This is a genomic window from Nocardioides sp. LMS-CY (assembly GCF_018732145.1).
GTDB classification, from domain to species: Bacteria; Actinomycetota; Actinomycetes; order Propionibacteriales; family Nocardioidaceae; genus Nocardioides; species Nocardioides soli.
In genome coordinates this window covers 1015470-1038589 of record NZ_CP076104.1, presented here as the reverse complement: position 1 = coordinate 1038589, position 23120 = coordinate 1015470, and the positions used below count along the sequence as shown (strand labels likewise).

General features: G+C 72.3%; 25 protein-coding genes. 7 read left to right on the top strand and 18 right to left on the bottom strand.

The features are described 5' to 3' along the window. Positions 1–21: 21 nt before the first annotated feature. Complete coding sequence (gene pdxH, locus KM427_RS04965; RefSeq protein WP_215526473.1) at positions 22–660, bottom strand: pyridoxamine 5'-phosphate oxidase; 639 nt, start codon at positions 658–660, stop codon at positions 22–24. Positions 661–698: 38 nt separating this feature from the next. On the opposite strand from pdxH, the gene KM427_RS04960 reads away from it, so the two are divergent. Next, entirely contained in the window at positions 699–1802 is a 1104-nt protein-coding gene (locus KM427_RS04960; RefSeq protein ID WP_183592890.1) for a citrate synthase 2, read from the top strand. On the opposite strand, the gene KM427_RS04955 is transcribed toward KM427_RS04960, so the two are convergent. From KM427_RS04955 to KM427_RS04940, 4 genes are all read right to left on the bottom strand, one after another. Then, positions 1736–2389 carry a hypothetical protein gene (locus KM427_RS04955; protein ID WP_215526472.1) on the bottom strand — a complete coding sequence of 218 codons (654 nt, stop codon included), beginning with the start codon at positions 2387–2389 and terminating at the stop codon, positions 1736–1738. The two genes, KM427_RS04960 and KM427_RS04955, sit on opposite strands and share 67 nt — an antisense overlap. A 47-nt stretch (positions 2390–2436) precedes the next feature. After that, the gene (locus KM427_RS04950; protein ID WP_215526471.1) at positions 2437–3681 is read right to left on the bottom strand and encodes an HNH endonuclease signature motif containing protein; all 1245 of its coding nucleotides are present in this window, start codon (positions 3679–3681) and stop codon (positions 2437–2439) included. Positions 3682–4405: 724 nt separating this feature from the next. Further along, positions 4406–5074, bottom strand: a complete 669-nt coding sequence (locus tag KM427_RS04945) for a response regulator (RefSeq protein ID WP_286674322.1) — start codon at positions 5072–5074, stop codon at positions 4406–4408. Continuing rightward, positions 5071–6144, bottom strand: coding sequence for a sensor histidine kinase (locus KM427_RS04940; protein WP_215526470.1), 1074 nt, complete (start codon positions 6142–6144; stop codon positions 5071–5073). The genes KM427_RS04945 and KM427_RS04940 overlap by 4 nt, the downstream gene beginning before the upstream one ends. 131 nt (positions 6145–6275) lie before the next feature. On the opposite strand from KM427_RS04940, the gene KM427_RS04935 reads away from it, so the two are divergent. Next, positions 6276–7211: an ABC transporter ATP-binding protein gene (locus tag KM427_RS04935; protein ID WP_215526469.1), complete on the top strand. Its 936-nt coding sequence runs from the start codon at positions 6276–6278 to the stop codon at positions 7209–7211. Further along, positions 7208–8071: an ABC transporter permease gene (locus KM427_RS04930; protein ID WP_183592885.1), complete on the top strand. Its 864-nt coding sequence runs from the start codon at positions 7208–7210 to the stop codon at positions 8069–8071. Before KM427_RS04935 ends, KM427_RS04930 begins: the two co-directional genes overlap by 4 nt. On the opposite strand, the gene KM427_RS04925 is transcribed toward KM427_RS04930, so the two are convergent. Continuing rightward, positions 8024–8539 (bottom strand): GNAT family N-acetyltransferase, encoded by a 516-nt coding sequence (locus KM427_RS04925; protein WP_215526468.1) that lies wholly within the window; start codon positions 8537–8539, stop codon positions 8024–8026. The genes KM427_RS04930 and KM427_RS04925 overlap by 48 nt on opposite strands. A 51-nt stretch (positions 8540–8590) precedes the next feature. Between KM427_RS04925 and serC the strand changes: the two genes are divergently transcribed. Further along, positions 8591–9712: a phosphoserine transaminase gene (serC, locus tag KM427_RS04920; RefSeq protein ID WP_215526467.1), complete on the top strand. Its 1122-nt coding sequence runs from the start codon at positions 8591–8593 to the stop codon at positions 9710–9712. A 32-nt stretch (positions 9713–9744) separates the two neighbouring features. Here the strand turns inward: serC and KM427_RS04915 are convergent, their stop codons facing one another. From KM427_RS04915 to KM427_RS04880, 8 genes are read right to left on the bottom strand one after another with little or no spacing between them, the layout of a single operon-like run. Continuing rightward, positions 9745–10491 carry an SDR family NAD(P)-dependent oxidoreductase gene (locus KM427_RS04915; protein ID WP_215526466.1) on the bottom strand — a complete coding sequence of 249 codons (747 nt, stop codon included), beginning with the start codon at positions 10489–10491 and terminating at the stop codon, positions 9745–9747. Next, a complete protein-coding gene (locus tag KM427_RS04910) occupies positions 10488–11861 on the bottom strand; it encodes an NAD-dependent succinate-semialdehyde dehydrogenase (protein ID WP_215526465.1) in 1374 nt (457 codons plus the stop codon). The genes KM427_RS04915 and KM427_RS04910 overlap by 4 nt, the downstream gene beginning before the upstream one ends. A gap of 56 nt (positions 11862–11917) precedes the next feature. Then, positions 11918–12868, bottom strand: coding sequence for a 3-hydroxyacyl-CoA dehydrogenase NAD-binding domain-containing protein (locus tag KM427_RS04905; protein ID WP_215526464.1), 951 nt, complete (start codon positions 12866–12868; stop codon positions 11918–11920). Beyond that, positions 12855–13781 (bottom strand): 3,5-dioxohexanoate:acetyl-CoA acetone transferase, encoded by a 927-nt coding sequence (kce, locus tag KM427_RS04900; protein WP_215526463.1) that lies wholly within the window; start codon positions 13779–13781, stop codon positions 12855–12857. Before kce ends, KM427_RS04905 begins: the two co-directional genes overlap by 14 nt. Further along, on the bottom strand, positions 13778–14926 hold the full coding sequence (locus KM427_RS04895; RefSeq protein ID WP_215526462.1) for an aromatic ring-hydroxylating oxygenase subunit alpha: 1149 nt from the start codon (positions 14924–14926) through the stop codon (positions 13778–13780). Before KM427_RS04895 ends, kce begins: the two co-directional genes overlap by 4 nt. Positions 14927–14986: 60 nt before the next feature. Further along, complete coding sequence (locus KM427_RS04890; protein WP_215526461.1) at positions 14987–15562, bottom strand: TetR/AcrR family transcriptional regulator; 576 nt, start codon at positions 15560–15562, stop codon at positions 14987–14989. Positions 15563–15591: 29 nt separating this feature from the next. Further along, positions 15592–16836 carry an RNA polymerase sigma factor gene (locus tag KM427_RS04885; RefSeq protein ID WP_215526460.1) on the bottom strand — a complete coding sequence of 415 codons (1245 nt, stop codon included), beginning with the start codon at positions 16834–16836 and terminating at the stop codon, positions 15592–15594. Next, positions 16833–17252, bottom strand: a complete 420-nt coding sequence (locus KM427_RS04880) for a YciI family protein (protein ID WP_215526459.1) — start codon at positions 17250–17252, stop codon at positions 16833–16835. The genes KM427_RS04885 and KM427_RS04880 overlap by 4 nt, the downstream gene beginning before the upstream one ends. A 240-nt stretch (positions 17253–17492) precedes the next feature. On the opposite strand from KM427_RS04880, the gene KM427_RS04875 reads away from it, so the two are divergent. Together KM427_RS04875 and KM427_RS04870 are read left to right on the top strand one after the other, a co-directional pair. Then, positions 17493–17933: a VOC family protein gene (locus tag KM427_RS04875; protein ID WP_215526458.1), complete on the top strand. Its 441-nt coding sequence runs from the start codon at positions 17493–17495 to the stop codon at positions 17931–17933. 108 nt (positions 17934–18041) lie between these two features. Then, positions 18042–19163 carry a hypothetical protein gene (locus tag KM427_RS04870; RefSeq protein ID WP_183592875.1) on the top strand — a complete coding sequence of 374 codons (1122 nt, stop codon included), beginning with the start codon at positions 18042–18044 and terminating at the stop codon, positions 19161–19163. Positions 19164–19169: 6 nt separating this feature from the next. Here KM427_RS04870 and KM427_RS04865 read toward each other — a convergent pair whose 3' ends face one another. Then, positions 19170–19664, bottom strand: coding sequence for a macro domain-containing protein (locus tag KM427_RS04865; protein WP_183592874.1), 495 nt, complete (start codon positions 19662–19664; stop codon positions 19170–19172). Positions 19665–19715: 51 nt separating this feature from the next. On the opposite strand from KM427_RS04865, the gene KM427_RS04860 reads away from it, so the two are divergent. Next, positions 19716–19931, top strand: coding sequence for a KTSC domain-containing protein (locus KM427_RS04860; RefSeq protein ID WP_183592873.1), 216 nt, complete (start codon positions 19716–19718; stop codon positions 19929–19931). Between the two features lie 12 nt (positions 19932–19943). Here the strand turns inward: KM427_RS04860 and KM427_RS04855 are convergent, their stop codons facing one another. From KM427_RS04855 to KM427_RS04845, 3 genes are read right to left on the bottom strand one after another with little or no spacing between them, the layout of a single operon-like run. Beyond that, the gene (locus KM427_RS04855) at positions 19944–20948 is read right to left on the bottom strand and encodes a DNA topoisomerase IB (RefSeq protein WP_215526457.1); all 1005 of its coding nucleotides are present in this window, start codon (positions 20946–20948) and stop codon (positions 19944–19946) included. Next, on the bottom strand, positions 20932–21885 hold the full coding sequence (locus tag KM427_RS04850) for a hypothetical protein (protein ID WP_215526456.1): 954 nt from the start codon (positions 21883–21885) through the stop codon (positions 20932–20934). Before KM427_RS04850 ends, KM427_RS04855 begins: the two co-directional genes overlap by 17 nt. Then, positions 21885–23105, bottom strand: coding sequence for a class I SAM-dependent methyltransferase (locus tag KM427_RS04845; RefSeq protein ID WP_215526455.1), 1221 nt, complete (start codon positions 23103–23105; stop codon positions 21885–21887). The genes KM427_RS04850 and KM427_RS04845 overlap by 1 nt, the downstream gene beginning before the upstream one ends. Positions 23106–23120 lie beyond the last annotated feature (15 nt).

The following is a 23120-nucleotide window of genomic DNA, read 5'->3' as shown; positions in this document are numbered from 1 at the left end:
CGCTCCGTCCCGGGCCGCCGGTCAGGGTGCGAGTCGCTCGGTGACCCAGCCGTCGCCGGCCCGGCGGTAACGCAGTCGGTCGTGCATCCGGCCCGGGCGGCCCTGCCAGAACTCCACCGCCTCGGGGCGCACGACGTACCCGCCCCACTCCTCCGGCACCGGCACCGGACCATCGGACTCGGGCCAGCGCGCCTCGGCATCGGCGTACGCCGCGGCGAGCTGCTCGCGGGTCGCGACCCGCGACTGGGGCGAGGCGTGCGCGCCGAGCTGGGAGCCACGGGGCCGGACGGCGAAGTACGCCGCCACCGCCTCGCGCGAGACCGGCGCCGCGACGCCGTCGACCCGCACCTGGCGCTCCAGGGGGTGCCACGGGAAGAGCAGCGCGCAGCGCGGGTTGTCGGCGAGCTCGCCGCCCTTGCGGGAGCCGGTGTTGGTGTAGAAGACGAACCCGTCGGGCGAGACGCCCTTGAGCAGCACCATCCGCGACGACGGAGCCGAATCGGCGCCGACCGTCGAGACCACCATCGCGTTGGGATCGTGCAGCCCGGCGTCGACCGCGTCGCGCATCCAACGCTCGAACATCGTCACCGGGTCGGGGGCGAGATCGGCCTCGTCGAGTCCCGCCCGGCCGTACTCCTCACGCAGCCCCGCCAGGTCCATGCCTCGACCCTAGTGGTCACTCGGTGCACAATGCGCTGGTGACTGACGTACACCACGGATTGGAAGGCGTCGTCGCCTTCGAGACCCAGATCGCCGAGCCCGACAAGGAAGGCTCCGCGCTGCGCTACCGCGGCGTGGACATCGAGGAGATCGTCGGCCGGGTCCCCTTCGAGAACGTGTGGGGCCTGCTCATCGACGGCGCCTACACCCCCGGCCTGCCGCCCGCGGAGGCCTACAACATCCCCGTCCACACCGGCGACGTGCGCGTCGACGTGCAGGCGGCGATCGCGATGCTGGCGCCGGCGTTCGGCTTCCGGCAGACCTACGACATCAGCGCCGAGCAGGCCCGCGCCGACCTCTCGCGGGTGGCGGTGATGGTGCTGTCGTACGCCGCGCAGTCGGCCCGCGGGCTGCACCAGCCGGTGGTGCCGCAGGCGGAGGTCGACCGGGGCGCCACGCTCGCGGAGAAGTTCCTGATCCGCTGGAAGGGCGAGGCCGACCCCAAGCACGTGAAGGCGATCGACGCCTACTGGAGCTCGGCGGCCGAGCACGGCATGAACGCCTCGACGTTCACCGCCCGGGTGATCACCTCGACCGGGGCTGACGTGGCCGCGGCGTTCTCGGGCGCGATCGGCGCGATGAGCGGCCCGCTGCACGGTGGCGCCCCGTCACGGGTGCTCGGGATGATCGAGGAGGTCGAGCAGCGCGGCGACGCCCGCGGCTACGTCAAGGAGCTGCTCGACAAGGGCGAGCGGCTGATGGGCTTCGGGCACCGGGTCTACCGCGCGGAGGACCCGCGGGCGCGGGTGCTCCGGCGTACGGCGCGCGAGCTGGCCGCCCCGCGCTACGAGGTCGCCGAGGCGCTGGAGCAGGCGGCGCTCGCCGAGCTGCGCGAGCGGCGGCCGGACCGGGTGCTCGAGACCAACGTGGAGTTCTGGGCCGCGATCGTGCTCGACTTCGCCGAGGTGCCGGCACACATGTTCACCTCGATGTTCACCTGCGCGCGCACCGGCGGCTGGTCGGCGCACATCCTCGAGCAGAAGACGACGGGCCGGCTGATCCGGCCCTCGGCGGTCTACACCGGCCCGGCGTCGCGCCCGGCCTCGGACGTCGACGGCTGGCGACCCGCCTGGGGCGCGTGAGCTGACCGAGTGGTCCGGGCGAGGTAGGCCAGTCCCCGCGGCGAGACCTCGTAGCCGACGTCGAAGCTGCGGGTCAGCCCGAGGTTCTTCAGCTTGCGCACGTCGATCTTGAACGGATCGCGCTCGCGACCCATCTCCACGGCGAGGTCCGGCGCTCGCGTGTGCGGGCGGCGCCGGATCACGTCGAGGGTCGCCATCGTCCACGGCCCGTGACTGCTGGCACGGTCGAGGCGCTCCAGCTTGGCGTCGATCGCGGCGACGTCGTCGTCGCTGAGGTCGGCGTTCTCACGCAGCGCGACGCGGGGGTCTGGTCCGGCCCAGCTCAGTCGCACGCGATACGTCGTGGCGACGCCCTCGACCTTGTCCAGCTGCTTGCGCAGCCGGGCGACGTCCGGCCAGCCGGCGGCGACCGCCTCCTCGTCGGTGAGCGCGTCGGCGTCGACGACCTCGACGTCGTCGACCCGCACGACGCCGGCGACGGTGCGGAACTCCGAGCCGATCCGCACGTCCGGCTTCCGCCAGCGGCGGAACGCAAGGGTCACCGACCCGTCGGCGACGCCGAGCGCGACCTTGGGTGGCAGCAGCATGTGCTCAAGATAGGCGCTCCGGTCCGTGTCGGCGCGCCGGCTGACTGTCACGTGCGTCGGTGGAACTGGATCTTCCCGGTGGGGAGATAGGTGGTCTGGTAGGTGGGATCGTGGATGAGGGTGTGGTGCCAGGGGCAGAGGGATGCGCTGTCGGTGAGGTTGGTGTGGCCGCCGTCGACCCAGTGCTGTTGGTGGTGGGCGTGGAGTCCGGTGGTGCGGTCGCAGCCTTCGGCGCGGCAGCCGCGGTCGCGCAGGAACATGGCGATCCGTTGGTGCTCGGTGTGGTAGCGGCTCCGCCTACCCAGGTCCAGGGGAACGCTGTTGCCGCCGAGGACGGCGGGGATGATCCCCGCCTCGCACGCCAGCCGGCGCGCCATGCCGGGGCTGATCCGGTCGCCGGTGTCCAGGACCCCGGCCTTCTCCAGCCGACCCATCAGGGAGTCCTCGTCGATGACCACCACGACGGTGGCGTTGACCCCGCCGGTCTGGGGCAGTCGGTCGACCGGGTAGCGCTCGATCAGCTCGCACAGCGCCCGGCCGAGTGCTTCGGGTCCGGGCCTGCGCTCGATGCCGGGGCCCTGGGTGGCCGCGAGGTGCTTCGGGGCGGCCAGGGCCATCAGGATCTTCTTGAGTGCGGCGGCGTGGTAGGTCGGCAGGGTGAACCGGCCCCGGGTCTTCCCGTCCCCGTCGTCGACCATCGTCAGCGAACACGCCCGCAGCGCGGCCGCCTCCTGCCATTGCAGGATGTCGGCTTCGTGGGCGTCGGCCTCGTCGGGGGCGATGACCTCCCACAGCCGCCGCCCCAGCCGACCCAGTGCCTTCGCGTCGTGATGACGAGCCTCGGCCAGCAGATGCGCCTCGGCCTTGGCGAGGGTCTCGGCGCCGAGGTCGGCCGGGAGCCGGTCGACCCACCGAACCACCACCCGCGCCTGCTCGACGTCGATGTCCCCGGCCGCGAGCGCCTCCCGCGTCGACGCGTGCTGTTCGAGGTCGTGGCCGAGCCGCACCGCGCCGTACGCGGCCGCACGCGTGGTCTTCGTCTGGTGGGCCAGCCAGTTCGCCGACGACGACGCACCGACCTCTTCGCCGACGTGGATGGTGTCGGCGTGGGCTGCGACCCGGGCCTGCAGCTCGCCGACCTGTGCCGTCAACCGGGTCAGCGCGACCAGCGTGTCCGCGGTCTCCGCGGGGTCCATGGACCACACCGACGCATCCCGCACGGCGTCGGCGAGGTCGCGCATCTGCGCGGCCGTCGTCGACACCCGGTGCCGCGGCGTGGCCTGTGCTGTCATGACTCCTACTCAAGCACCCGCCACCGACACTCAAGGCCCTGGATCCCCTTATTTCACAGGGTTCTGGGTCACGAACAGATCACGATCCAGTGCCCTCATCCACACCCGGGCCATCCTCCTGTGGAGGGTGGTTTCGAGGCTCGGGCCTGGCGGCCCTCGCACCTCAACCACCGTGGGTCCGAAGACGGTGGTTGAGGAGGTTGCGCCAGCAACCGTCTCGAAACCCACCCAGCCAACGCGCGTCCCGACCGCAGGTCGGCGTCCTCCCGATAGGCGCCAACGGGGTGCGCGGGAGGAGCCGTCAAGGACGGCGAAGCCGCCGAAGGGAATCCTTGACGGCGGAGGACGCGCGCCCATACTGGCGCCGCCGGGAGGACGACGACAATCGCTCGCGCCGGGCGAGTGGTTTCGAGACAGGCGCCAGCGCGCCTTCCTCAACCACCGTGACCCCGGCGCGGGTGGTTTCGAGACAGGCGCTAGCGCGCCTTCCTCAACCACCGTGCCTCCCGACGAGGACGGCGGTTGAGGAGGTTGCGCTAGCAACCGTCTCGAAACCCCGCTGCGTCGGCGGATGCGGTGGGTCGGGTGCTGGGTGGTGGTTTCGAGACAGGCGCTAGCGCGCCTTCCTCAACCACCGTGATCCCCGACGACGGTGGTTGAGGAGGTTGCGCCAGCAACCGTCTCGAAACCACCGTGACGGCTCGGGCCTGGCGGCCCTCACACCTCAACCACCGTGAGCACCCAGGCCCGACTCGATCGCGAAGACGACGAGCTGGGCGCGGTCGCGGGCGTGCAGCTTGACCATCGCCCGGCTGACGTGGGTGCGCACGGTGTCGGGGCTGACGACGAGCTCCTCGGCGATCTCGGCGTTGGAGCGGCCGGTGGCGACCCAGGTGAGGATCTCGCGCTCCCGGTCGGTCAGGTCGCCGAGGCGGGGATGCACCCGGGCTCGCGGCCCGACCTGCCCGAACTGCTCGATCACCCGACGGGTCACCGAGGGCGCGAGGAGCGAGCCGCCGTCGGCGACCACGCGGATCGCGTCGAGCAGCCGCTCGGGGTCGGTGTCCTTGAGCAGGAAGCCGCTGGCGCCGTGGCGCAGCGCCTCGAAGACGTACTCGTCGAGCTCGAACGTCGTCAGCACCACGACCCTGACCCCGCCCAGGTCGGGATCGGCGGCGACCTCGGCGAGCAGTCCGAGCCCGTCGAGGACCGGCATCCGGATGTCGCAGAGCACGACGTCGGGGCGGGTCCGCCGGATCAGCGAGAGTCCGGCACGGCCGTCGGGCGCCTCACCGACCAGCGTCAGGTCGTCCTCGGACTCGATCAGCGTGGCCAGCCCCATCAGCACCAGCGGCTGATCGTCCACGAGAGCGACCCGGATCGGGCCGGTCACGAGGCCACCGGGATCGTGGCCCGCACCCGGAACCCGGACGCCGCCGGTCCGGCCTCGAGCGTGCCGCCGAGGGCCTCCACACGCGATCGCATGCCGGCGATCCCCATGCCCCCATCCTGCCCGACGCGAGCGACGGCGCCGGCGCCGTCGTCGACCACCGTCACCACGAGCCCCGTCGCCGTTCGCTCCAACCCCACCGTCGCCCGGGCGGCCCGGGCATGGCGCAACACGTTGGTCAGCGACTCCTGGACCACGACGTACGCCGCATGGTCGGCCGGGCCCGGCACGTCGCCCGGGTCCCCGTGACGGTCCACGACCAGGCCGCCCGCACGGATCCGCTCGATCAGCGGGTCCAGGTCGGCGAGCCCCGGGGCGGTGCGCCGAGGCGCCTCGCCACCTGCCATCCGGGCGAGCTCGTCCCGCAGCGCCTCGAGCGACTCGCGGCTGGTGTCGCGGATCGCCTCCAGGCTGCGGCGCGCCGCCGCCGGGTCCTTCTCCAGCACGTGCAGCGCGACCCCGGCCTGCATCGCGATCACGGCGAGCCCGTGACCGACGCCGTCGTGCAGGTCCTGCGCCATCCGTAGCCGCTCCTCGGTCGCCGCCCGTCCGGCCTGCTCGGCCCGCATCCGGCCCCGGTCGACCAGCCACCACCCGCCGAACGCCGCCACCAACGACATCGCGGCCACGCCGACGGACTGCCAGAACACCTGCGGCCCCGCGTCGTCGGTCGCGGCCCGCACCGCCAGCCCGACGACGGCGAGCGCGACGGCGACGATCCCGGCGGGCAGCAGCGCCCGCGGCCGGGACCGGAGCGACGCGACCAGCAGGGCCAGCGGCAGGGCCAGGAACATCGGGCCGTTGTCGAGCCCGGCGGCGAAGTAGCCACCGACCGCGACGCCCGACAGCAGCACCGCCAACCGACCGCGGTAGCAGGCGAGCACGATGACGGCCGCCGCGGCCACCGAGAGGACGACCACGGCCGGATACGAGTCCGACCCGCGGTTGGCGCCGAGCGAGCCGACGACCAGGAGCGCGGCCGGCACCAGCCAGGGCAGCGGAGATCTGAGCACGCTCCGAGGCTAGGCCGCGCCGAGCGCCAGGACGTACGACGGAGCGAGGCATCGGCGTACGCGGATCTGCGTACGCCGGTGCCGCTGCCGAGCGGACGCGCCGGGGCCGTCGGGCGGCGACGGTGGATGCCATGACGGAACTCATGGTGCAGACCGATGGGCTGACCAAGCGGTACGGCAGCGGCGACCACCGCCGGCTCGCCGTCGACTCGGTCAGCATGACCGTGCGACGCGGCGAGGTGTACGGCTTCCTCGGCCCCAACGGGGCGGGCAAGACGACCACGCTGCGGATGATGCTGGGGCTGGTCCGGCCGACCGCCGGAAGCGTCAGCGTCCTGGGCCGACCGGCGGGCCGGCCCGAGGTGACCGCGCGGGTCGGCGCGCTGGTCGAGGGTCCGGGCTTCTACCCCTTCCTGACCGGGCGCGACAACCTCCTGGTGATGGCCCGCTATCGCGGGCTTCCGGAGCGGGTCGTCGACGCCGCGCTGGAGCGGGTCGACCTGGCCGACCGGGGCGACGACCGCTTCAAGAGCTACTCGCTGGGTATGAAGCAGCGGCTCGGGGTCGCGTCCGCACTGATGGGCGACCCGGACCTGATCGTGCTGGACGAGCCCACCAACGGGCTCGACCCGGCCGGCATGGCCGACATGCGGGCGCTGATCGTCGCGCTCGCCCGCGGCGGCCAGACCGTGCTGCTCTCCAGCCACCTGCTGGCCGAGGTGCAGGAGATCTGCGACCGGGTCGGGGTGATCGACAACGGGCGGCTGCTGCGTGAGTCGACCGTCGCCGACCTGCGCGGCAGTGCGTCACTGCGGTTGCGGGCCGAGCCCGTCGACCGGGCGCTCGCGGTCGCGATGCGGGTCGCCGGGGACGACGGCGTACGCGTGCTCGGCGACGAGCTGGTGCTGGAGCTGCCCGCCACGGCGGCGCCGGGCCTGGTACGCGACCTGGTGGCCGCGAGGGTCGACGTTCACGAGGTGGCCAGCCGCGAGCGGACGCTCGAGGAGGTCTTCTTCGAGATGACCACCACGCACCGCAACGACGAGACCGAGGAGGCACTGCGATGAACGCGATCCTGACCGCGACGATGAGGAGCACCCGGGCCGAGCTGCTGCGGATGCGGCGCTGGCCGGCGGTGTGGGTGACGCTGGGCGCGTGGGCGGCGCTCGCCCTGATGTTCGGCTACGTGTTCGGCTATCTGGCCTACAAGACCGGTGACAACAGCTTCTCCAACGAGGGCGAGTCGATGTCGTCGGTGCTGCGCGACCTGATGCCGATCTCGGTGCCGGACGTGCTGCTGCAGGGCATGCCGATGTTCGGCGGCGCGCTGATGATGGTGCTCGGCGCGATCGTCGCCGGGAGCGGCTACGGCTGGGGCACCTGGAAGACCGTCTTCACCCAGGGGCCGTCGCGGTCGGCGGCCGTCGCCGGCTCGCTGGTCGCGACCACGGTGTACGTCGTCGGGACGGTGCTGTTCACGCTGGTGCTGTACGCCGGGGTCTCGCTGGCGATCGCGGTCAGCGAGGGCCAGCACGTCGTGTGGCCCTCGGCCGGCTCGGTGCTCGAGTCGGTGCTGGCCGGTGTACTGGTGCTGGAGATGTGGGCGCTGGCCGGGTTCGCGCTCGGCACGCTCGCCCGCGGCCCCGCCCTGTCGGTCGGGCTCGGGTTGGTGTGGGCGCTGGTCGTGGAGAACCTCCTGCGCGGCGTCGGCAGCCTGCTCGGCGCGGTCGAGGCGCTCACCCACGTGCTGCCGGGCACCGCGGCCGGGTCGCTGGTGGGCTCGCTGATCGGCGTCGACGCCGGCGGCGGCACTCCGGGCGTGGTCGACGCGATCTCCGGCACCCAGGCGGCCTGGACGGTGCTGGCGTACGTCGTCGCGCTACCGCTCCTGTCGATCGCCCTGGTGCGGCGGCGCGACGTCGCCTGAGCGCAGACGGCGGGCGTAGCAGCGGGAGAGCGGCGACTCCCGGTAGTGGCCGAACGGCGGCACCGGCACGTAGCCGCTCGACTCGTAGAGCCCGATCGCCTCGGGCTGGTTGATCCCGGTTTCCAGCACCAGCGCCTCGAAGCCGTGCGCGGCGGCACTCGTCTCCAGGGCCGTGAGCATCCGCCGCGCCAGGCCCCGGCCGCGGGCGGCGGGCACGACGTACATCCGCTTGACCTCGGCGGTGCGATCGGTGCCGAACGCCCGGACGCCCGAGCGCCGCCAGGCACCGGTCGCGACCGGCTCGCCGTCGACGTACCCGACGAAGAAGCTGCCCTCGGGCGGCTCGAACATCAGCGGATCCAGGGGCGTCTCGTCGGGACCGCCGTACCGGGCGACGTACTCCGACTGCACCTCCTCGATCAGGCGGAGCGCGTCGGCGTGGCCGTAGCCGACGCGTCGGATGTTCATGATCTGTCGTGCTCCTCGGGCTCGGTGCCGCGGCTGACAGAATAGGGAAGCGTGAGCGACGCCCTGCAGATCCCCCGTGACCTCCTCCCCACCGACGGACGCTTCGGTGCCGGGCCCTCCAAGATCCAGAACTCCCACCTCGACGCGCTCGCCGCGACCGGCACGACGCTGATGGGCACGTCGCACCGGCAGGCGCCGGTCCGCTCGCTCGTGGGCCGGGTCCGGGAGGGCTTGGCCTCGCTCTTCTCGCTGCCCGAGGGCTACGAGGTGGTGCTCGGGAACGGCGGCGCCACGGCGTTCTGGGACGTCGCCACCTTCGGGCTGATCGAGCAGCGGAGCCAGCACCTGTCCTTCGGCGAGTTCTCGTCGAAGTTCGCCAAGGCCGCCGCGGCCGCGCCCTGGCTGGCCGCACCGACGGTCATCGAGTCCGAGCCGGGCTCGCGCCCGGAGCCGGTCGCCGAGGACGGCGTCGACGTCTACGCCTGGGCGCACAACGAGACCTCGACGGCCGTGATGGCGCCGATCGTGCGGCCCGCCGGCGCCGCCCCGGACTCGCTCGTGCTGATCGACGCGACGTCGGGCGCGGGCGGCCTGCCCGTCGACGTGCGCGAGACCGATGTCTACTACTTCGCCCCCCAGAAGTGCTTCGCCTCCGACGGCGGGCTCTGGATCGCACTCTTCTCCCCCACGGCCCTCGACCGCGCGGCCGCGATCGCGGCGTCCGGGCGGCACATCCCGGCGTTCTTCGACCTGCCGACCGCGATCGACAACTCGCTGAAGAACCAGACCTACAACACCCCCGCGGTCGCCACGCTCTTCCTGATGGCCGAGCAGCTCGACTGGATGCACGCCAACGGCGGACTGGCCGGCATGGTCACCCGGACGACGGAGTCGTCGGACGCCCTCTACACGTGGGCCGAGAAGTCCCCCGTCGCCTTCCCGTACGTCGCCGACCCGGCGCACCGGTCGCTGGTGATCGGCACCATCGACTTCGAGCCCTCGGTCGACGCGGCCCGCCTGGCCGAGGTGCTCCGCGCCAACGGCATCGTCGACACCGAGCCCTACCGCAAGCTCGGCCGCAACCAGCTGCGGATCGCGATGTACCCGGCCGTCGACCCCGCCGACATCGAGGCACTCACCCGGTGCATCGACTGGGTCGTCGAGCGGCTCTGATCGAGCCGAGCACCTCGAGCCTGGGCCCGGGCTCACCCGAGCCCGGGTCGCAGCGGCGACGCGGCGGTCAGGCCGCCGTCGACGGTGAGGCACTGACCGGTGACGAACGACGCGTCGTCGGAGACCAGCCAGGCGACCATGGCCGCGACGTCGGCCGGGGTGCCCAGCCGGCCGGCCGGATGCCGGGCGACGGCGTCCCGCCGGGCGGCGTGCGGGTCCCGCGCGAGGGCGAAGGCGTCGTCGGCCATCGCGGTCCCGATCCAGCCGGGGAGGATCGCGTTGCAGCGCACCTGCGGCCCGTGGTCGACGGCGATCGAGCGGGTGAGGGCGTGCACGAACGCCTTCGAGGCGTTGTAGAGCGCCATCGACGGGTCGGCCACGACGCCCGAGACCGAGCCGATGTTGACGATCGCCCCGCCGCTCGCGGTCATGCCGGGCAGTGCGGCCCGGCACAGGTTGAACACGCCGCGGCAGTTCGCGCCGACCACCAGGTCCCAGTCGTCGTCAGTGCTCTCGAGCACGGTGCGCTCGACCTGGACGCCGGCGTTGTTGACCAGCACCGACACCGGGCCGAGCTCGGTCGCCGCCGCCACGATCCGGGCGGCGGCACCCGGGTCGGCGACGTCCGCCCGCACCCAGCGCACCTCGCTCGCCAGGTCGTCGGGACGCGGTCCGCGGCCGCAGGTGACGACCTGGGCACCGTCGGCGCGCAGCCGGTCGACGACCGCGCGCCCGATGCCCCGGCCCCCGCCCGTGACGACGGCGACCCGGCCGGTCATGAGCTCTTGACGTAGAACATCCGCTTGTTGACGAACTCGTCCATGCCGAGCGGCCCGAGCTCGCGGCCGAAGCCGCTGCGCTTCACGCCTCCGAACGGGATCTCCGCGCCCTCGCCTGCCGGCGTGTTGACGTTCGCCATGCCGACGTCGAGCCGTGCGGCCACCTTGGTAGCCCGGTCCACGTCGGAGCTGAACACCGCACCGCCGAGGCCGTAGTCGGTGTCGTTGGCCAGCTCCAGCGCCTCCTCGTCGGAGGAGACCTTGTAGACGACGGCCACCGGGCCGAAGAGCTCCTCGCGGTAGGCGCGCATCTGCGGCGTGACCCCGGTGAGGACGGCGGGCGAGTAGTACGCGCCCGGGCCGTCGCCGACCAGACCACCCGCGTGCAGCGTCGCCCCCTGGTCCACGGCGTCGTCCACGACCTCCTTGAGACGGTCCAGCGCGGTCCGCGACGACAGCGGCGAGTAGTCGCCGGGGTTGAGGCCGCCGGCGAGCTCGGTGAGCCTGGCGACGAACGGCTCGTAGACGTCGTCCATGACGATCATCCGCTTGTTGGAGTTGCAGGCCTGGCCGGTGTTGTAGATCCGGGTCTCCCAGGCCTGGGTGGCGGCCGCGGCCACGTCGTCGGCGTCGAGCACGACGTACGGGTCGGAGCCGCCGAGCTCGAGGACGCACTTCTTCAGGTGCTGGCCGGCGAGCGCCGCGATCCGCGAGCCGGCGCGCTCGGAACCCGTGAGCGAGACGCCTTGCACCCGCGGGTCGGCGATGATCTGCTCGACCTGGCCGAAGGTCGCGAAGACGTTCTGGTAGGCGCCGGCGGGCACGCCCGCGTCGTCGAAGAGCCGCTGGATCGCCTCGGCGCACCGCGGCACCGACTCGGCGTGCTTGAGCAGCATGGTGTTGCCGAGCACCATGTTCGGCGCCGCGAAGCGCGCCACCTGGTAGTACGGGAAGTTCCACGGCATCACGCCGAGCAGCAGGCCGATCGGCCGCTTCTCGACGACCGCCTGGTCACCGGAGAACGACGTGATCGGCTGGTCGGCCGCGAGGTCGGGGCCGTGCTCGGCGTAGTAGTCGAAGATCGCCTGGCAGAACTCGACCTCCTCGACCGCCTCGCCCAGCGGCTTGCCCATCTCCTCGACGGCGATCCGAGCGAGCTCGTCGCACCGCTCCGCGAACAGCCCGCCGATGCGCTTGGCCAGGGCGGCGCGCTCCTGGACGGTGAGCGTGCGCCAGTCGAGGAACGCGCGGTGCCCCGCGGCCAGCGCCTCGCCGATCGCCGCATCGGTCGCGAAGTCGAAGGTGGCGGCCACCTCGCCGGTGGCGGGGTTGGTCGATGCGTAGGCGGGCTGGGCCGCGGTCTCGGTCATCTGCCATGTCCTCTCGTGGGTGTCCTGGGTCCACACTGCCGCATCCGCGGTGAATGTCACCCGTGCGTCGCCGCGACGACCGCCGTGAGCAGCGCGTCGCGGCGGGCCACGAGCTCCGCGTCGACGGCGCCCGCACCGAGCCCGTCGACGAGGCGCCGCGCCGTGGCGGCGTCCAGCCTCGGGTCGCCGAGGTCGGCCCACCAGCGGTTGAAGCTGTCGGCGTACCGCTCGCAGAACGTCGCGAGTCCGCCGTCGTCGCCGCCGAGGTGGAAGAGGAGGGTCGGACCCATCACCGCCCACCGCAGCCCCGGCCCGGACGCGACCGCCTTGTCGACGTCCTCGACCGTGGCCACGCCCTCGTTGACGAGGTGGATCGCCTCGCGCCACAGCGCCGCCTGGAGGCGGTTCGCGACGTGGCCCGGCACCTCCCGCCGAACCTCGATGGTGACCTTGCCGACCGACTCGTAGAAGCGCCGGGCCGTGGCGACCACTCCGGGGGCGGTGCGCTCGTTGCCCATCACCTCGACCAGCGGGATCAGGTGGGGCGGGTTGAACGGGTGCCCGAGCACCAGGCGCGACGGGTCGACCCAGCCGCCCTGCAGCTCGCTGAGCGTCAGCCCGGACGCCGAGGACGCCACGACGGCCTGCGCGTCGAGCACCGGCTCCACCGCGGCGTACAGCTCGTGCTTGAGCGGCAGCCGCTCCGGGATGCTCTCCTGGACGAACGTCGCGCCGTCCACCGCGGCCCGCGGGTCGCGACAGATCTCGAGCTCGCCGCGCGGCTCGCTGTCGTCGGTCAGGCCGAGCTCGCGCAGCACCGGCCAGGCGCTCTCGACCGTCTCCCGGACCCGGCGCTCGGTGGCCGGGTCGGGGTCGTAGACCGCCACCGATCGGCCGGCGGCCAGGAACAGCGCCGTCCAGCTGCGGCCGATCAGCCCGCCGCCGAGCGCGGCGACCCGGCCGCTGTGGGTGGCCCTGGGCTCGGGGGCCTCGTCAGAAGGTGACACGGTCGGCTCCCTTCAGGCCGAGGCGCTCGCGCGCCTGCGCCGGGGTCGCGACCTGGAAGCCCAGCGCCTCGACGATGCCACGGATCTTGCGCACCTGATGGGCGTTGGAGGGCGTGAGCTCGCCGGGCCCGATGAAGAGGCTGTCCTCCATGCCGACACGGAGGTTGCCGCCCAGCATCGCCGCCTGGGTGGCGAACGACATCTGGTGGCGGCCCGCGGCCAGCACCGACCACTCGTAGCTGTCGCCGAAGAGTTTCTGCGCGATCGTGTGCAGGTGCTGCAGGTTGTCGAGGTCGGCGCCGACGCCGCCGAGCACGCCGAAGACCATCTGCACGAAGAACGGCGGCTCCAGCCAGCCCTGGTCGATCAACCAGGCCAGGTTGTAGAGGTGGCCGAGGTCGTAGCACTCGAACTCGAACCTCGTGCCGTGCCCCTGGCCCAACTCCTTCACGATGTACTCGAGGTCGGCGAAGGTGTTGCGGAAGATGAAGTCGCGCGTCATCTCCAGGAACTCCGGCTCCCACGGGTGCTTCCACTCGGCGTACTTCTCCAGCATCGGGAAGATGCCGAAGTTCAGCGAGCCGACGTTGAGCGAGGCCATCTCCGGCGACGTCGCCACGGCCGCGCGCAGCCGCTCCTCGCGGGTCATGCCCAGGCCACCGCCGGTCGAGACGTTGAGCACGGCGTCGCACGAGGCGGCGATCTGCGGCATGAACTCGAGGAACAGCTCGGGCCGCGGGTCCGGCTGACCGGTCTCCGGGTTGCGCGCGTGCAGGTGGATGATCGCGGCCCCGGCCTCCGCGGCCTCGATCGACGCGGCCGCGATCTCGTCGGGCGTGACGGGCAGGTGCGGTGACATCGTCGGCGTGTGGATGCCGCCGGTCGGGGCGCAGGTGATGATCACGGGCCTCATCGGCCACCCACCCAGGCGCGGTAGGCGTCGAGCACCAGCCCGTGGAAGTGGTGGACGCCGTGCTCGGACAGCCCGGAGCCGGAGCGGTCGGGATCGAACACGATGCGCCCCTGGTCGAACGCCGGCGTGCGCATCCCCCGCTGGACGCTCTCGACCAGCGCGATGTCCTGCTGCTGGAGCACGTCGTCGATGTAGCGGACCGACTGCTCCTCGCCCTCGGTGAGCTCGGTGGTCTCGAGGAAGAAGTCCCAGGTCTCCAGGGTGCGCTCGGGCCCGTCGGGGATCACCTGGAAGACCATGAAGTTGCCCCGGCCCGGATAGCGGAGCAGGCAGGTGTTCGGCCACAGCCACCACACGGCGTGCTCGGTGACCGAGGCGCCGGAGACGTCGTACGCCGAGTTCTCGTGCTTGCCCGCCTCGGCGAAGTGGCTCGACCAGATGCCGTGGGTCCGCACCTCGTAGGTGTCCATGTCGACGAGGTCGACGAACTCCTGGTGTGCGATGTGACAGTGGTAGCACTCGAGGAAGTTGTCGATGACGTTCTTCCAGTTGGTCGCGACGTCGTAGGTCAGCCGCTTGGCGTGGGTGAGGCTCGCGACGTCGGGCGCCCAGTGCTCGATCTCGGCCAGCAGGTCCCCGGCCTGCTCGCCGAGGGGCGCGGCGGCCGGGTCGAGGTTCACGTAGACGAAGCCGCCGAACTCCTCGACCTGCACCCGGTCGAGGCAGATGTCGCCCTTGTCGAAGCTCGCCATCCGGTCGGCGCGGCGGGCCGCCTTCAGCTGCCCGTCCAGGGAGTAGGTCCAGGCGTGGTAGGGGCAGACGATGTTCCGGGTCGTGCCCGACCCCGAGAGCAGCTCGTGGGCGCGGTGCTTGCAGACGTTGTAGAACGCCCGCAGGCCGCCGTCCCGGTCGCGGACCACCGCGACCGGCATGCCGGCGACCGTCGCCGACACGTAGCTGCCGGGCGTGGCGAGCTTCTCCACGTGGCAGATCCACTGCCAGGTGCGCCCGAAGATCGCCTGGACGTCGGCATCGGCCCAGCGTGAGTCGGTGTAGGTCTCCGCCCGCAGGGACATCGACTGCCCCGGGTCCTCGTGGAAGCCGCTGGCGACGCGGCGTACGTCGTCGGTCGTGACGTTGGTCATACCCGGAGCGTACGAAGAACTGGACGAACGTTCAATCCCTCACTGGACGATCGTTCAGTCTCAGTCGTCGCGCAGGGCGATCTCCTCGCACCGGACGACGCTCCGCTTCACCGACGCGCGGTCCAGGCCGAGCAGCGCCGTCAGCCACAGGCCGTTCTGCACCACGTCGATGTCGGCCGCCCGTCGTGCGCACTCACCCCGCGACAGCTCGGGCCGGGCCGCGCGGATCAGTGCGGCCAGCCCGGCCCGGTAGCGCTTCTGCGCCTCGGTGTTGATCTGCTCGAAGTCCTCGTGGGCCTGGGCGAGCGACCAGAGCTGGAGGCGCAGCGACAGGTACTCGGTCGTCAGGTACTCCGGCGCGGCCACCCGGGCCAGCGCGGCCCGCAGCCGCTCCTCGGGCGACAGGTCCGGGTCGGGTGCGACGATCGCGAGGTCCTGCTCCTCGACCCGCCGCAGCGCCGCCGCGATCAGGCTCGCCTTGTCGGCGTAGTGGTAGTTCACCAGCCCCAGCGAGACGCCCGCCTCCCGCGCGACCGCCCGCATGCTCACCGACGAGATGCCGCCGTGGGACAACAGCTCGACGACGGCGTCGAGGATGCGCTCCTGACGGTCCTTCCCGGGCGCGCTGGTCTCCACGTCGGCAGCCTAGAGGGAGGTCGGGCCGTCTAGCCCAGCGCGGCCAGCTTGCGCTCGAGCACGCGCCGCTCACCGTCGTTGCGGCACCGGGCGAGCGCGGTGCCGAACTCCTCGCGTGCCTCGGCGGTGCGGCCCAGGCGGGTGAGCAGCTCGCCGCGGACCGTGGGCAGCAGGTGGGTCTCGGCGAGGGCGCCGTCGGCGACGAGCTCGTCGACCAGCGGCAGCGCCGCGGCGGGGCCGTCGGCCATGGAGACGGCCACGGCGTGGTTGAGCGCGACGATCGGCGACGGGGCCAACCGGCCCAGGGCCTCGTAGAGCACGACGATCTTCGCCCAGTCGGTCTGCGCCACCGACGGTGCGACCGCGTGGCACTCGGCGATGGCGGCCTGGACGCCGTACGGGCCGAGCCCGCGACCGGTCCGTCCGGCCGCCGTCAGTGCCGCGCGCCCGCGGCGGACCGCGGAGCGGTCCCAGCGGCGCCGGTCCTGGTCCTCGAGCAGCACCGGCTCGCCCGACTCGTCGAGCCGCGCCGGGAAGCGGGCGGCGGTCAGCTCCAGCAGGGCGAGCAGCCCGTGGGCCTCGGCGTCGTCGGGCACCAGCCGGGTCAGCATCCGGGAGAGCCGGATCGCCTCGCGGGCCAGATCGACCCGGATCAGCGCCGAGCCGGCGGACGCGGTCGACCCCTCGGTGAAGATCAGGTAGATCACGCTGAGCACCGACGGCAGCCGATCGCGCCGCTCGTCGGCCGGCGGCACCTCGAAGGGCACCCGCGCCGCAGCGAGCGTCTCCTTGGCCCGGGTGATCCGGGCCTGCACGGTGGCCGTCGGCACCAGGAACGCCCGCGCGATCTCGTCGCTGGTGAGGCCGCCGAGCACCCGCAGCGTCAGCGCGACCTGCGCCTCGCGCGACAGCGCGGGGTGACAGGAGATGAACATCAGCGCGAGCACGTCGTCCTCGATCCGGTCCGGGTCCCAGTCGGGCTCCTCGGCCTCGGACGTCTCGTGGGCGAGCGCGGCGTACCTCTCGTCGAGGGCCGACCGCCGCCGGAACGCGTCGATCGCGCGCCGGCGGGCGGTCGTCAGCAGCCACCCGGCGGGGTTCGCGGGTACGCCGTCGCGGGGCCAGGTCACCAGCGCCTGGGCCAGCGCCTCCTGCGCGACGTCCTCCGCGAGCGTGAAGTCACCCGTGTAGCGGGCCAGGGTGCCGACGATGTGGGCGGACTCGATCCGCCACACCGCCTCGACCGCCTGGCGGGTGGCCCCCGGCGTGGTCACAGCTGACCGGTCGCCTCCCGCCACGCCCGCTCCTTCTGGATCCAGGGGTTGTCCTGCGGGAACTCGTCGATGCTCGCGACCCGGCGGATCTCGGTCTTCATGCCCGGCCCCGTCATCGGCGCCCGCTTGGCCCACTCGACGGCCTCCTCCTTCGACGCCACGTCGAGGATCCAGAAACCGCCGAAGAGCTCCTTGGTCTCGCCGTACGGCCCGTCGGTCACCACCGGCGGCTGCGCGGAGAAGTCGATCACGACTCCCTGCTCGGCGTCGTCGAGACCCTCCGCGGCGACCAGCACGCCCGCCGAGATCATCTCCTCGTTGAAGCGGCCCATCGTCTCGATGATCTCGTCGAAGTCGACGTTCGCGAACGCCTCGAACGCCTCGTCGGTGGCCCGCATGATCAGCATGTACTTCATCGTTCAGCCTTCCTCGGTGGGGTCGCCTTCCGACCCTCTCACCCGACAGACGAACGGCGCTGCCCCGGAATCGACACCGACGGGAGAATTTCTTTCGATCACCTCGTCCGCGCGGCCCCCTGGCGGAGCCCACCCACGACGTCATACAGAACGTGCAAGTGGATGCACCGTTCGCATGACGTCCTCGGACCGGCACCGTCCTGGTATCGAATCGTCGAGACACGTTGAAGGATGGAACCCATGGCACACGTGAGGCGCTTCGACCACATCGGCATCACCGTCGCGGACCTCAACGCAGCGACGGCGTTCTTCGTCGGGTTGGGCCTCGAGGTCGAGGGCACCGGGTCGGTGGAAGGCGAGTTCTTGGAGACCGTCTGCGGCATCCCGGGCGCCCGCTGCGAGATCGCGATGCTCCGGCCGCCCGACGGCGGGTCCCGGCTGGAGCTCTCCAGCTTCGTCACCCCCGACCACGTGCCCGGCTCCCCCGCACCGATGGCCAATGAGATCGGCCTGCGCAACGTGTCCTTCGAGGTCGTCGATCTCGACGCGGCCGTCGCCGCGGTGGCCGCGGACGGGTACGGGCTCGTCGCCGGAATCGGCGAGTACGAGCACAGCGTGCGGATGGCCTACGTGCGTGGGCCCGAGGGGATCATCGTGTCGCTGTTCGAGCAGCTCGGCTGACCCGGACGGCGTACCCGATGTTGGGCACCCGGTCCCCGACTCGCTGACAGTGCCGAGCGCCGGCTTCGACACTGTGGAGCCGGATCGCCTCGGGACAGGAGCCCGTCCATGGCCGACAACTCGATCGCAGACGCAGCACCGCTCGACCCGCTGGGCCCCGACGGCTCGGCGAGCACCGAGGCCGCGACCGGGCTCGTCCCGACCAGCGGCGGGGTGCACACCACCCCGCTCGGGTTCGGGATGCCGTTGAGCATCCGGATCCTGAGCATGTACGCCGGGCAGGACCGTCACAAGAAGCTGCTGCTGAGCTCGGCGGTCAAGAGCCGGGCCGTCTACGACGCCGCACCGCGGGCGATGCACTACGTGTTCGACGAGGTGCCGTCCGACCGGCTGCTGAAGCCCAGCCCCGCCCAGGCCGGGTCCCGCATCGTGTACTACTCACCGGCCGTGCTCGACACGGCCCTGGACCTCGAGGTCCGGTTCTCGTTCGACGACTTCGACCTCGACCAGGCCACGAAGTGGCTCGAGGTGGCCTCCGCGGTCGCCGAGCTGCCGGTGTTCGCGGTCAGCACCACCCTCGGCGGCGCCGGCGGCGCGGCCGCGGGGAAGTCGGTGCTGTACTTCGCCAAGCAGGCGGTCCAGTTCGCGCTGAACGCGATCGACGGCTGGGTCGACAACGACAACGACTGGGCGCCCACCTGGACCCTCAGCCTCGACCGCGGCTCCTCCGGTCTCGCGGAGGCCGAGCCCGGCTACGTCCTGCTGTACGGCGACGGCGAGGCGGCCGAGGTGCTGGCGCCCGTCGACGGCGACCTCAACGACCAGCAGCTCCTGCCCCGCAGCAAGGCCTACCGGGTCGACCCGACCAACGGGACGGTCGTGTACGCCGACCAGCCCAACCAGGTCGTCCTCGACGAGCCGTACGTCCTCGCCTACGTGAACGGCGCCGAGGAGCCCGACCTCGCCGGCTGGAAGGCGGCCGCCGTGAGTGCCGCACTGACCGAGAAGTTCCTCAACGTCTCCGGCCCGACCGCCGCCGACGTCGGCGAGCTGCTGACCGGGTTCAACGACATGTACATGGCCCGCCGCTACTCCGAGACCACCGAGAAGCTGAAGAGCAAGCGCCTCAGCGAGGAGGAGCGGAAGGTGCTGACGAGGAAGCGCGACGCGTTCCTGAAGAACATCCAGGACGACGACGTCAAGGACATCGTCGATCCGCAGAACGCCTAGCCACGCCTAGCCGAGCGCCTCCCTGATCAGCTCGTACGTCGGCGCGTCGAAGGCCACCAGCCTCGCCTCCTCGACCGCGGTCATGGCGGACCGGAACACCTCCAGCGGCGCCGCGATCGCGTCGTCCTTGGGCCATCCGTAGACGCCGGCGGAGACGAGCGGGAAGGCGACGATGCGCGCGCCGAGCTCGTCGGCGACCTCGAGCGCGCGGGAGTAGCAGGAGAGCAGCAGGCCGCGGTCGGTCTGGCCGGCGTGGCGGTTGGGGCCGACGACGTGGATCACCCAGGCCGCCGGGAGGTCGCCGGCGGTCGTCCACCCGGCGTCGCCGGTGGCGAGGCCGTCGGGGAACCGGCGGATGCAGTCGTCGAGGATCGCGCGTCCCCCGGCGCGATGGATCGCGCCGTCGACCCCGCCACCGCCCCGCATCCGGTGGTTGGCGGCGTTGACGACCGCGTCGACCTGCTGCCGGGTGATGTCGCCCTGGACGGCCGTGACCTCCATCGCCCCAGTCTTGCTCGACGCGCTGTCGGAGGCCACTGCTACAACGGAATCATGAAGCTGATCGAGCTGCACCGATCGCGGGCGGTGGCCGCGGTCGGCTATGAGACGGACACCGCGACGCTGCGCGTGCTGTTCCGCCACGGCGGTCTCTACGACTACTTCGACGTCGCTCGGGAGATCTACGACGGCCTGCTCGACGACCCTCATCCGTGGACCCGCTACGGGCGGGAGATCAAGGAGCAGCACGAGTGGCGACTCGTCGAGTGACGTCCATCCGGATCAACGCCCCCTGAGCAGGCGCAGCGTCGCGCGCTCCAGGGCCGCCTGCCGCTCGTCGGCCGTGTCGTAGGTCTTCGCGGTCGCCCGCACGATCGTGCGTCCCTCCTCGTAGGCGTCGACGACGCGGGGGTCGACGTACGCCGAGCGAGCCAGCGTCGCGGTGTTGCCGAGGAAGGCGGCGACCTCCCGCATCGCGCCCGCGATCGCCCGCTTGCGCGACGCCCTCGTCTCGCCGGACTCGGGGGTCGCGGCGAGCGCCGCGGCCGCGAGCACGGTCGCGTGCCAGGTGCGGAAGTCCTTCGCGGTCGCCTCGAGGCCGGTGGTGGAGCGCACGTACTCGTTGACGAGGTCCGGCAGCACCGACCGCCACCGGCGGCCCTCGCGGTAGGCGAGGAGGCGCAGGTCGGCGCCCCGGCGGCGGCGCATCACGTCGATCGCGGCGATCACCACCTCGTCGTCGATCTCGATCCGGTGCTCCACACCGGACTTCCCGACGAAGGTGAACACCAGCCGGTCCTGGCGCCGGCGCACGTGCCGTCGCTCGAGGGTCGTCAGGCCGTAGGAGCCGTGCGCATCGGCGTACACGTCGTTGCCGATCCGGAAGTAGCCCAGGTCGAGCAACCGCACGGCGGCCGCGCACGCGCGCTCGAGCGGCATCCCCTCCCGCCCGAGGTCGACGACGACCAGCTCGCGCGCCTTCGTCAGCGCCCGGCCGAAGTCGAGCACGCGGTCGAACTTCTCCGCGTCGCGCCGGGCCCGCCAGTCGGGGTGGTAGAGGTACTGCCGGCGCCCGGCGTCGTCGGTGCCGACCGCCTGCAGGTGACCGTTGTCGTACGGCGTGACCCAGACGTCGGTCCACGCCGGCGGGATGACCAGCTCGCGGACGCGGCGAGCGTCCTCGTCCGGCAGCCGGTCGCCGCGCTGGTCGAGGTAGACGAAGCCGCGGCCGGCCCGCCGACGGGTCCAGCCGGGCTGGTCGGGTGACGTCCTACGGAGCCTGGCCACGTCGCAGGAGTAGCCAGCCGCCGGCGAGCACAAACGCCGCGACCAGGCCACCGCCGAGGAACCAGGCCCACGGCGTACCCGACTCCTCGGTGATCTCGACCGGTCGCTGCGGCGGCACGTCGGCGGCCGGCGCCATCGCCCGCGCGATCTGCCGCGGGACCTCCATGCGGAGCAGGTCGGTGTACTGCCCCTCGGTGCTCAGGTAGAGCTCGTCGTCGACCCCGACCGAGATCCCCTCCCCCTGCTGCTGCGGCGGCAGCGGGAACGAGCCGACTCGCTCGTGGCCCGGGAAGGTGTAGACGGCCGCGGTCCCGTAGCCGCGCACCACGTAGTGCCGCCCGTCGGGGAAGAACGAGCCGTCGGTGGCGAACGCGAAGCCGTCCGCCACGGCGCGCAGCCGGTTGGGGTGCTCGGTCGAGAGCCGCTTCGGCGCCGCGTAGACCGTGCCCCCGAAGATGTCCTTCGATACCACGAAGAGCTGACCCGTCCGCGGGTGCGCGAGCAGCGTCTCGGCGTCGTGGGCGCGGTCGGGATAGACCAGCTCGTACGCCGTGGGCTCGGCCGTCCGATGCTCGTGCCCGTAGGGCACCCGCAGCACGCTGATCGACTCGCGTGACCTCCGGTTGTCGCCGGTGTCGCCGACCCAGACCTCGCCGGGGCCGGCCGGCGCCAATGCCTCGACGTCCATCGGGTCGGGCGACCACGACGTGGTGCCGACCGTGCGTCCGGAGCGGTCGACGACGAAGACCCGGCCGCCGTCGCCGGAGTCGTTGGTGGTGAGGAACAGCCCGTCGTCGGTGGCGACCAGCCCACTCGACTCCACGATCGCCGGGTCCTCGAAGGTGAGCGCGAGCTGCGCGGGCGGCCCGGCCGGCGCGGCCGCCGCACCCGCCGCGAAGGAGACGGCGGAGGCCAGGCCCAGCAGGCGGTCGAGCATCAGGACCCGAGGAGCTCGGCCAGCCTCGGGTGGATGCCCCAGGTCGCGACGAGCTCGTCGTACTCCTTGCGCACCGAGCCGCCCTTGACTGACCCGCCGGTGCGCACCGCCCGGAGCATGGTGTTGCGCGGGGTGTGCTGGCTCTCGACGAACTGCACGACGTCGACCCGGTAGCCCTGCTGCCGCATCAGCGAGGCCCGCAGCCCGTCGGTGAGGGTGTCGGCCAGCCGCTCGCGGAGGATGCCGTGGCGGGTGAGCACGGCGTACGGCGCGGGCGTCGGTGCCTTGCGCAGCTGAGCGGCGATGTCGTGGTGGCAGCACGGTGCGGCGAGCACGAGCTGGGCGCCCCAACCGACCGCCTGCGCGAGCGCCTCGTCGGTGGCGGTGTCGCAGGCGTGCAGGGCGAGCACGACCTCGGGCGCCGGGTCGAGCGCGACCCCGCCGATGGTGCCGACGACGAAGTTCATACTTTGGCGAGCGGCCACCCCGAGGCCCGCGGCGACCGCGCTGTTGTGCTCGCGCGACTGCTCCTTGACGTCGACGCCGGTCAGTCGGACCGGCAGTCCGCGGACGCCGGAGAGGTAGCGCTCGGCGGCGAAGGTCAGGTAGGCGTTGCCGCAGCCCAGGTCGGCGATGCGGAGCGGCTCGTCGGCGGTCGGGCGGCGCAGGTGGCCCTTGTCGAGCGCGTCGGTGATCGAGGAGTCGAGCAGGCGCAGGAACTCCTCGACCTGGCGGTACTTCGCCTGGCGGCTCGGCTTCAGCCGGCCCTGGGCATCGGAGATGCCGAGGGCGACGAAGACCGGGTCGTCCTCGGGCAGCAGTCGCTGCTTGTCGCGGTCGTGCTCGCGCTCGGCCTCGACCGGCTCGGCGCGATCGGTGGTGTGCACGACCGCCTCGAGCTTCTTGGTCACGCGCAGCTGGTGGCTCTGGGTGGTGGTGTCGACGTTCCAGTTGGCGAAGGGCTCGTCGAGCAGCGCGTCGACCGCGTCGCGCGCGGCGTCGCCGGAAACCGCGTGGTTGGCCGTGAACGCCTGGGTGTCGTCGTACGTCGTGACCTGGAGGTGCCGGCCCGCCTTGAGGTCGACGTACCGCAGCTCCGCGCGACGCCAGGCCGGCTGCTCGCCCTTCTGGCGCCCGGACGCGACGGCCTTGACCAGCACGTCGGGGTCGAGGATCAGCGCACGCAGTCGGTTGAGCTCGCGCAGCAGCGGCTCGGCCATGGCTACAGGACCGCC

Excerpts from the sequence above, each read along its gene's own strand:
- pdxH (WP_215526473.1), bottom strand. The coding sequence starts at position 660 with ATGGACCTGGCGGGGCTGCGTGAGGAGTACGGCCGGGCGGGACTCGAC.
- KM427_RS04955 (WP_215526472.1), bottom strand. The coding sequence starts at position 2,389 with ATGCTGCTGCCACCCAAGGTCGCGCTCGGCGTCGCCGACGGGTCGGTG.
- KM427_RS04950 (WP_215526471.1), bottom strand. The coding sequence starts at position 3,681 with ATGACAGCACAGGCCACGCCGCGGCACCGGGTGTCGACGACGGCCGCG.
- KM427_RS04935 (WP_215526469.1), top strand. The coding sequence starts at position 6,276 with ATGACGGAACTCATGGTGCAGACCGATGGGCTGACCAAGCGGTACGGC.
- KM427_RS04930 (WP_183592885.1), top strand. The coding sequence starts at position 7,208 with ATGAACGCGATCCTGACCGCGACGATGAGGAGCACCCGGGCCGAGCTG.
- KM427_RS04925 (WP_215526468.1), bottom strand. The coding sequence starts at position 8,539 with ATGAACATCCGACGCGTCGGCTACGGCCACGCCGACGCGCTCCGCCTG.
- KM427_RS04915 (WP_215526466.1), bottom strand. The coding sequence starts at position 10,491 with ATGACCGGCCGGGTCGCCGTCGTCACGGGCGGGGGCCGGGGCATCGGG.
- KM427_RS04910 (WP_215526465.1), bottom strand. The coding sequence starts at position 11,861 with ATGACCGAGACCGCGGCCCAGCCCGCCTACGCATCGACCAACCCCGCC.
- kce (WP_215526463.1), bottom strand. The coding sequence starts at position 13,781 with ATGAGGCCCGTGATCATCACCTGCGCCCCGACCGGCGGCATCCACACG.
- KM427_RS04895 (WP_215526462.1), bottom strand. The coding sequence starts at position 14,926 with ATGACCAACGTCACGACCGACGACGTACGCCGCGTCGCCAGCGGCTTC.
- KM427_RS04880 (WP_215526459.1), bottom strand. The coding sequence starts at position 17,252 with ATGAAGTACATGCTGATCATGCGGGCCACCGACGAGGCGTTCGAGGCG.
- KM427_RS04875 (WP_215526458.1), top strand. The coding sequence starts at position 17,493 with ATGGCACACGTGAGGCGCTTCGACCACATCGGCATCACCGTCGCGGAC.
- KM427_RS04870 (WP_183592875.1), top strand. The coding sequence starts at position 18,042 with ATGGCCGACAACTCGATCGCAGACGCAGCACCGCTCGACCCGCTGGGC.
- KM427_RS04865 (WP_183592874.1), bottom strand. The coding sequence starts at position 19,664 with ATGGAGGTCACGGCCGTCCAGGGCGACATCACCCGGCAGCAGGTCGAC.
- KM427_RS04860 (WP_183592873.1), top strand. The coding sequence starts at position 19,716 with ATGAAGCTGATCGAGCTGCACCGATCGCGGGCGGTGGCCGCGGTCGGC.
- KM427_RS04850 (WP_215526456.1), bottom strand. The coding sequence starts at position 21,885 with ATGCTCGACCGCCTGCTGGGCCTGGCCTCCGCCGTCTCCTTCGCGGCG.
- KM427_RS04845 (WP_215526455.1), bottom strand. The coding sequence starts at position 23,105 with ATGGCCGAGCCGCTGCTGCGCGAGCTCAACCGACTGCGTGCGCTGATC.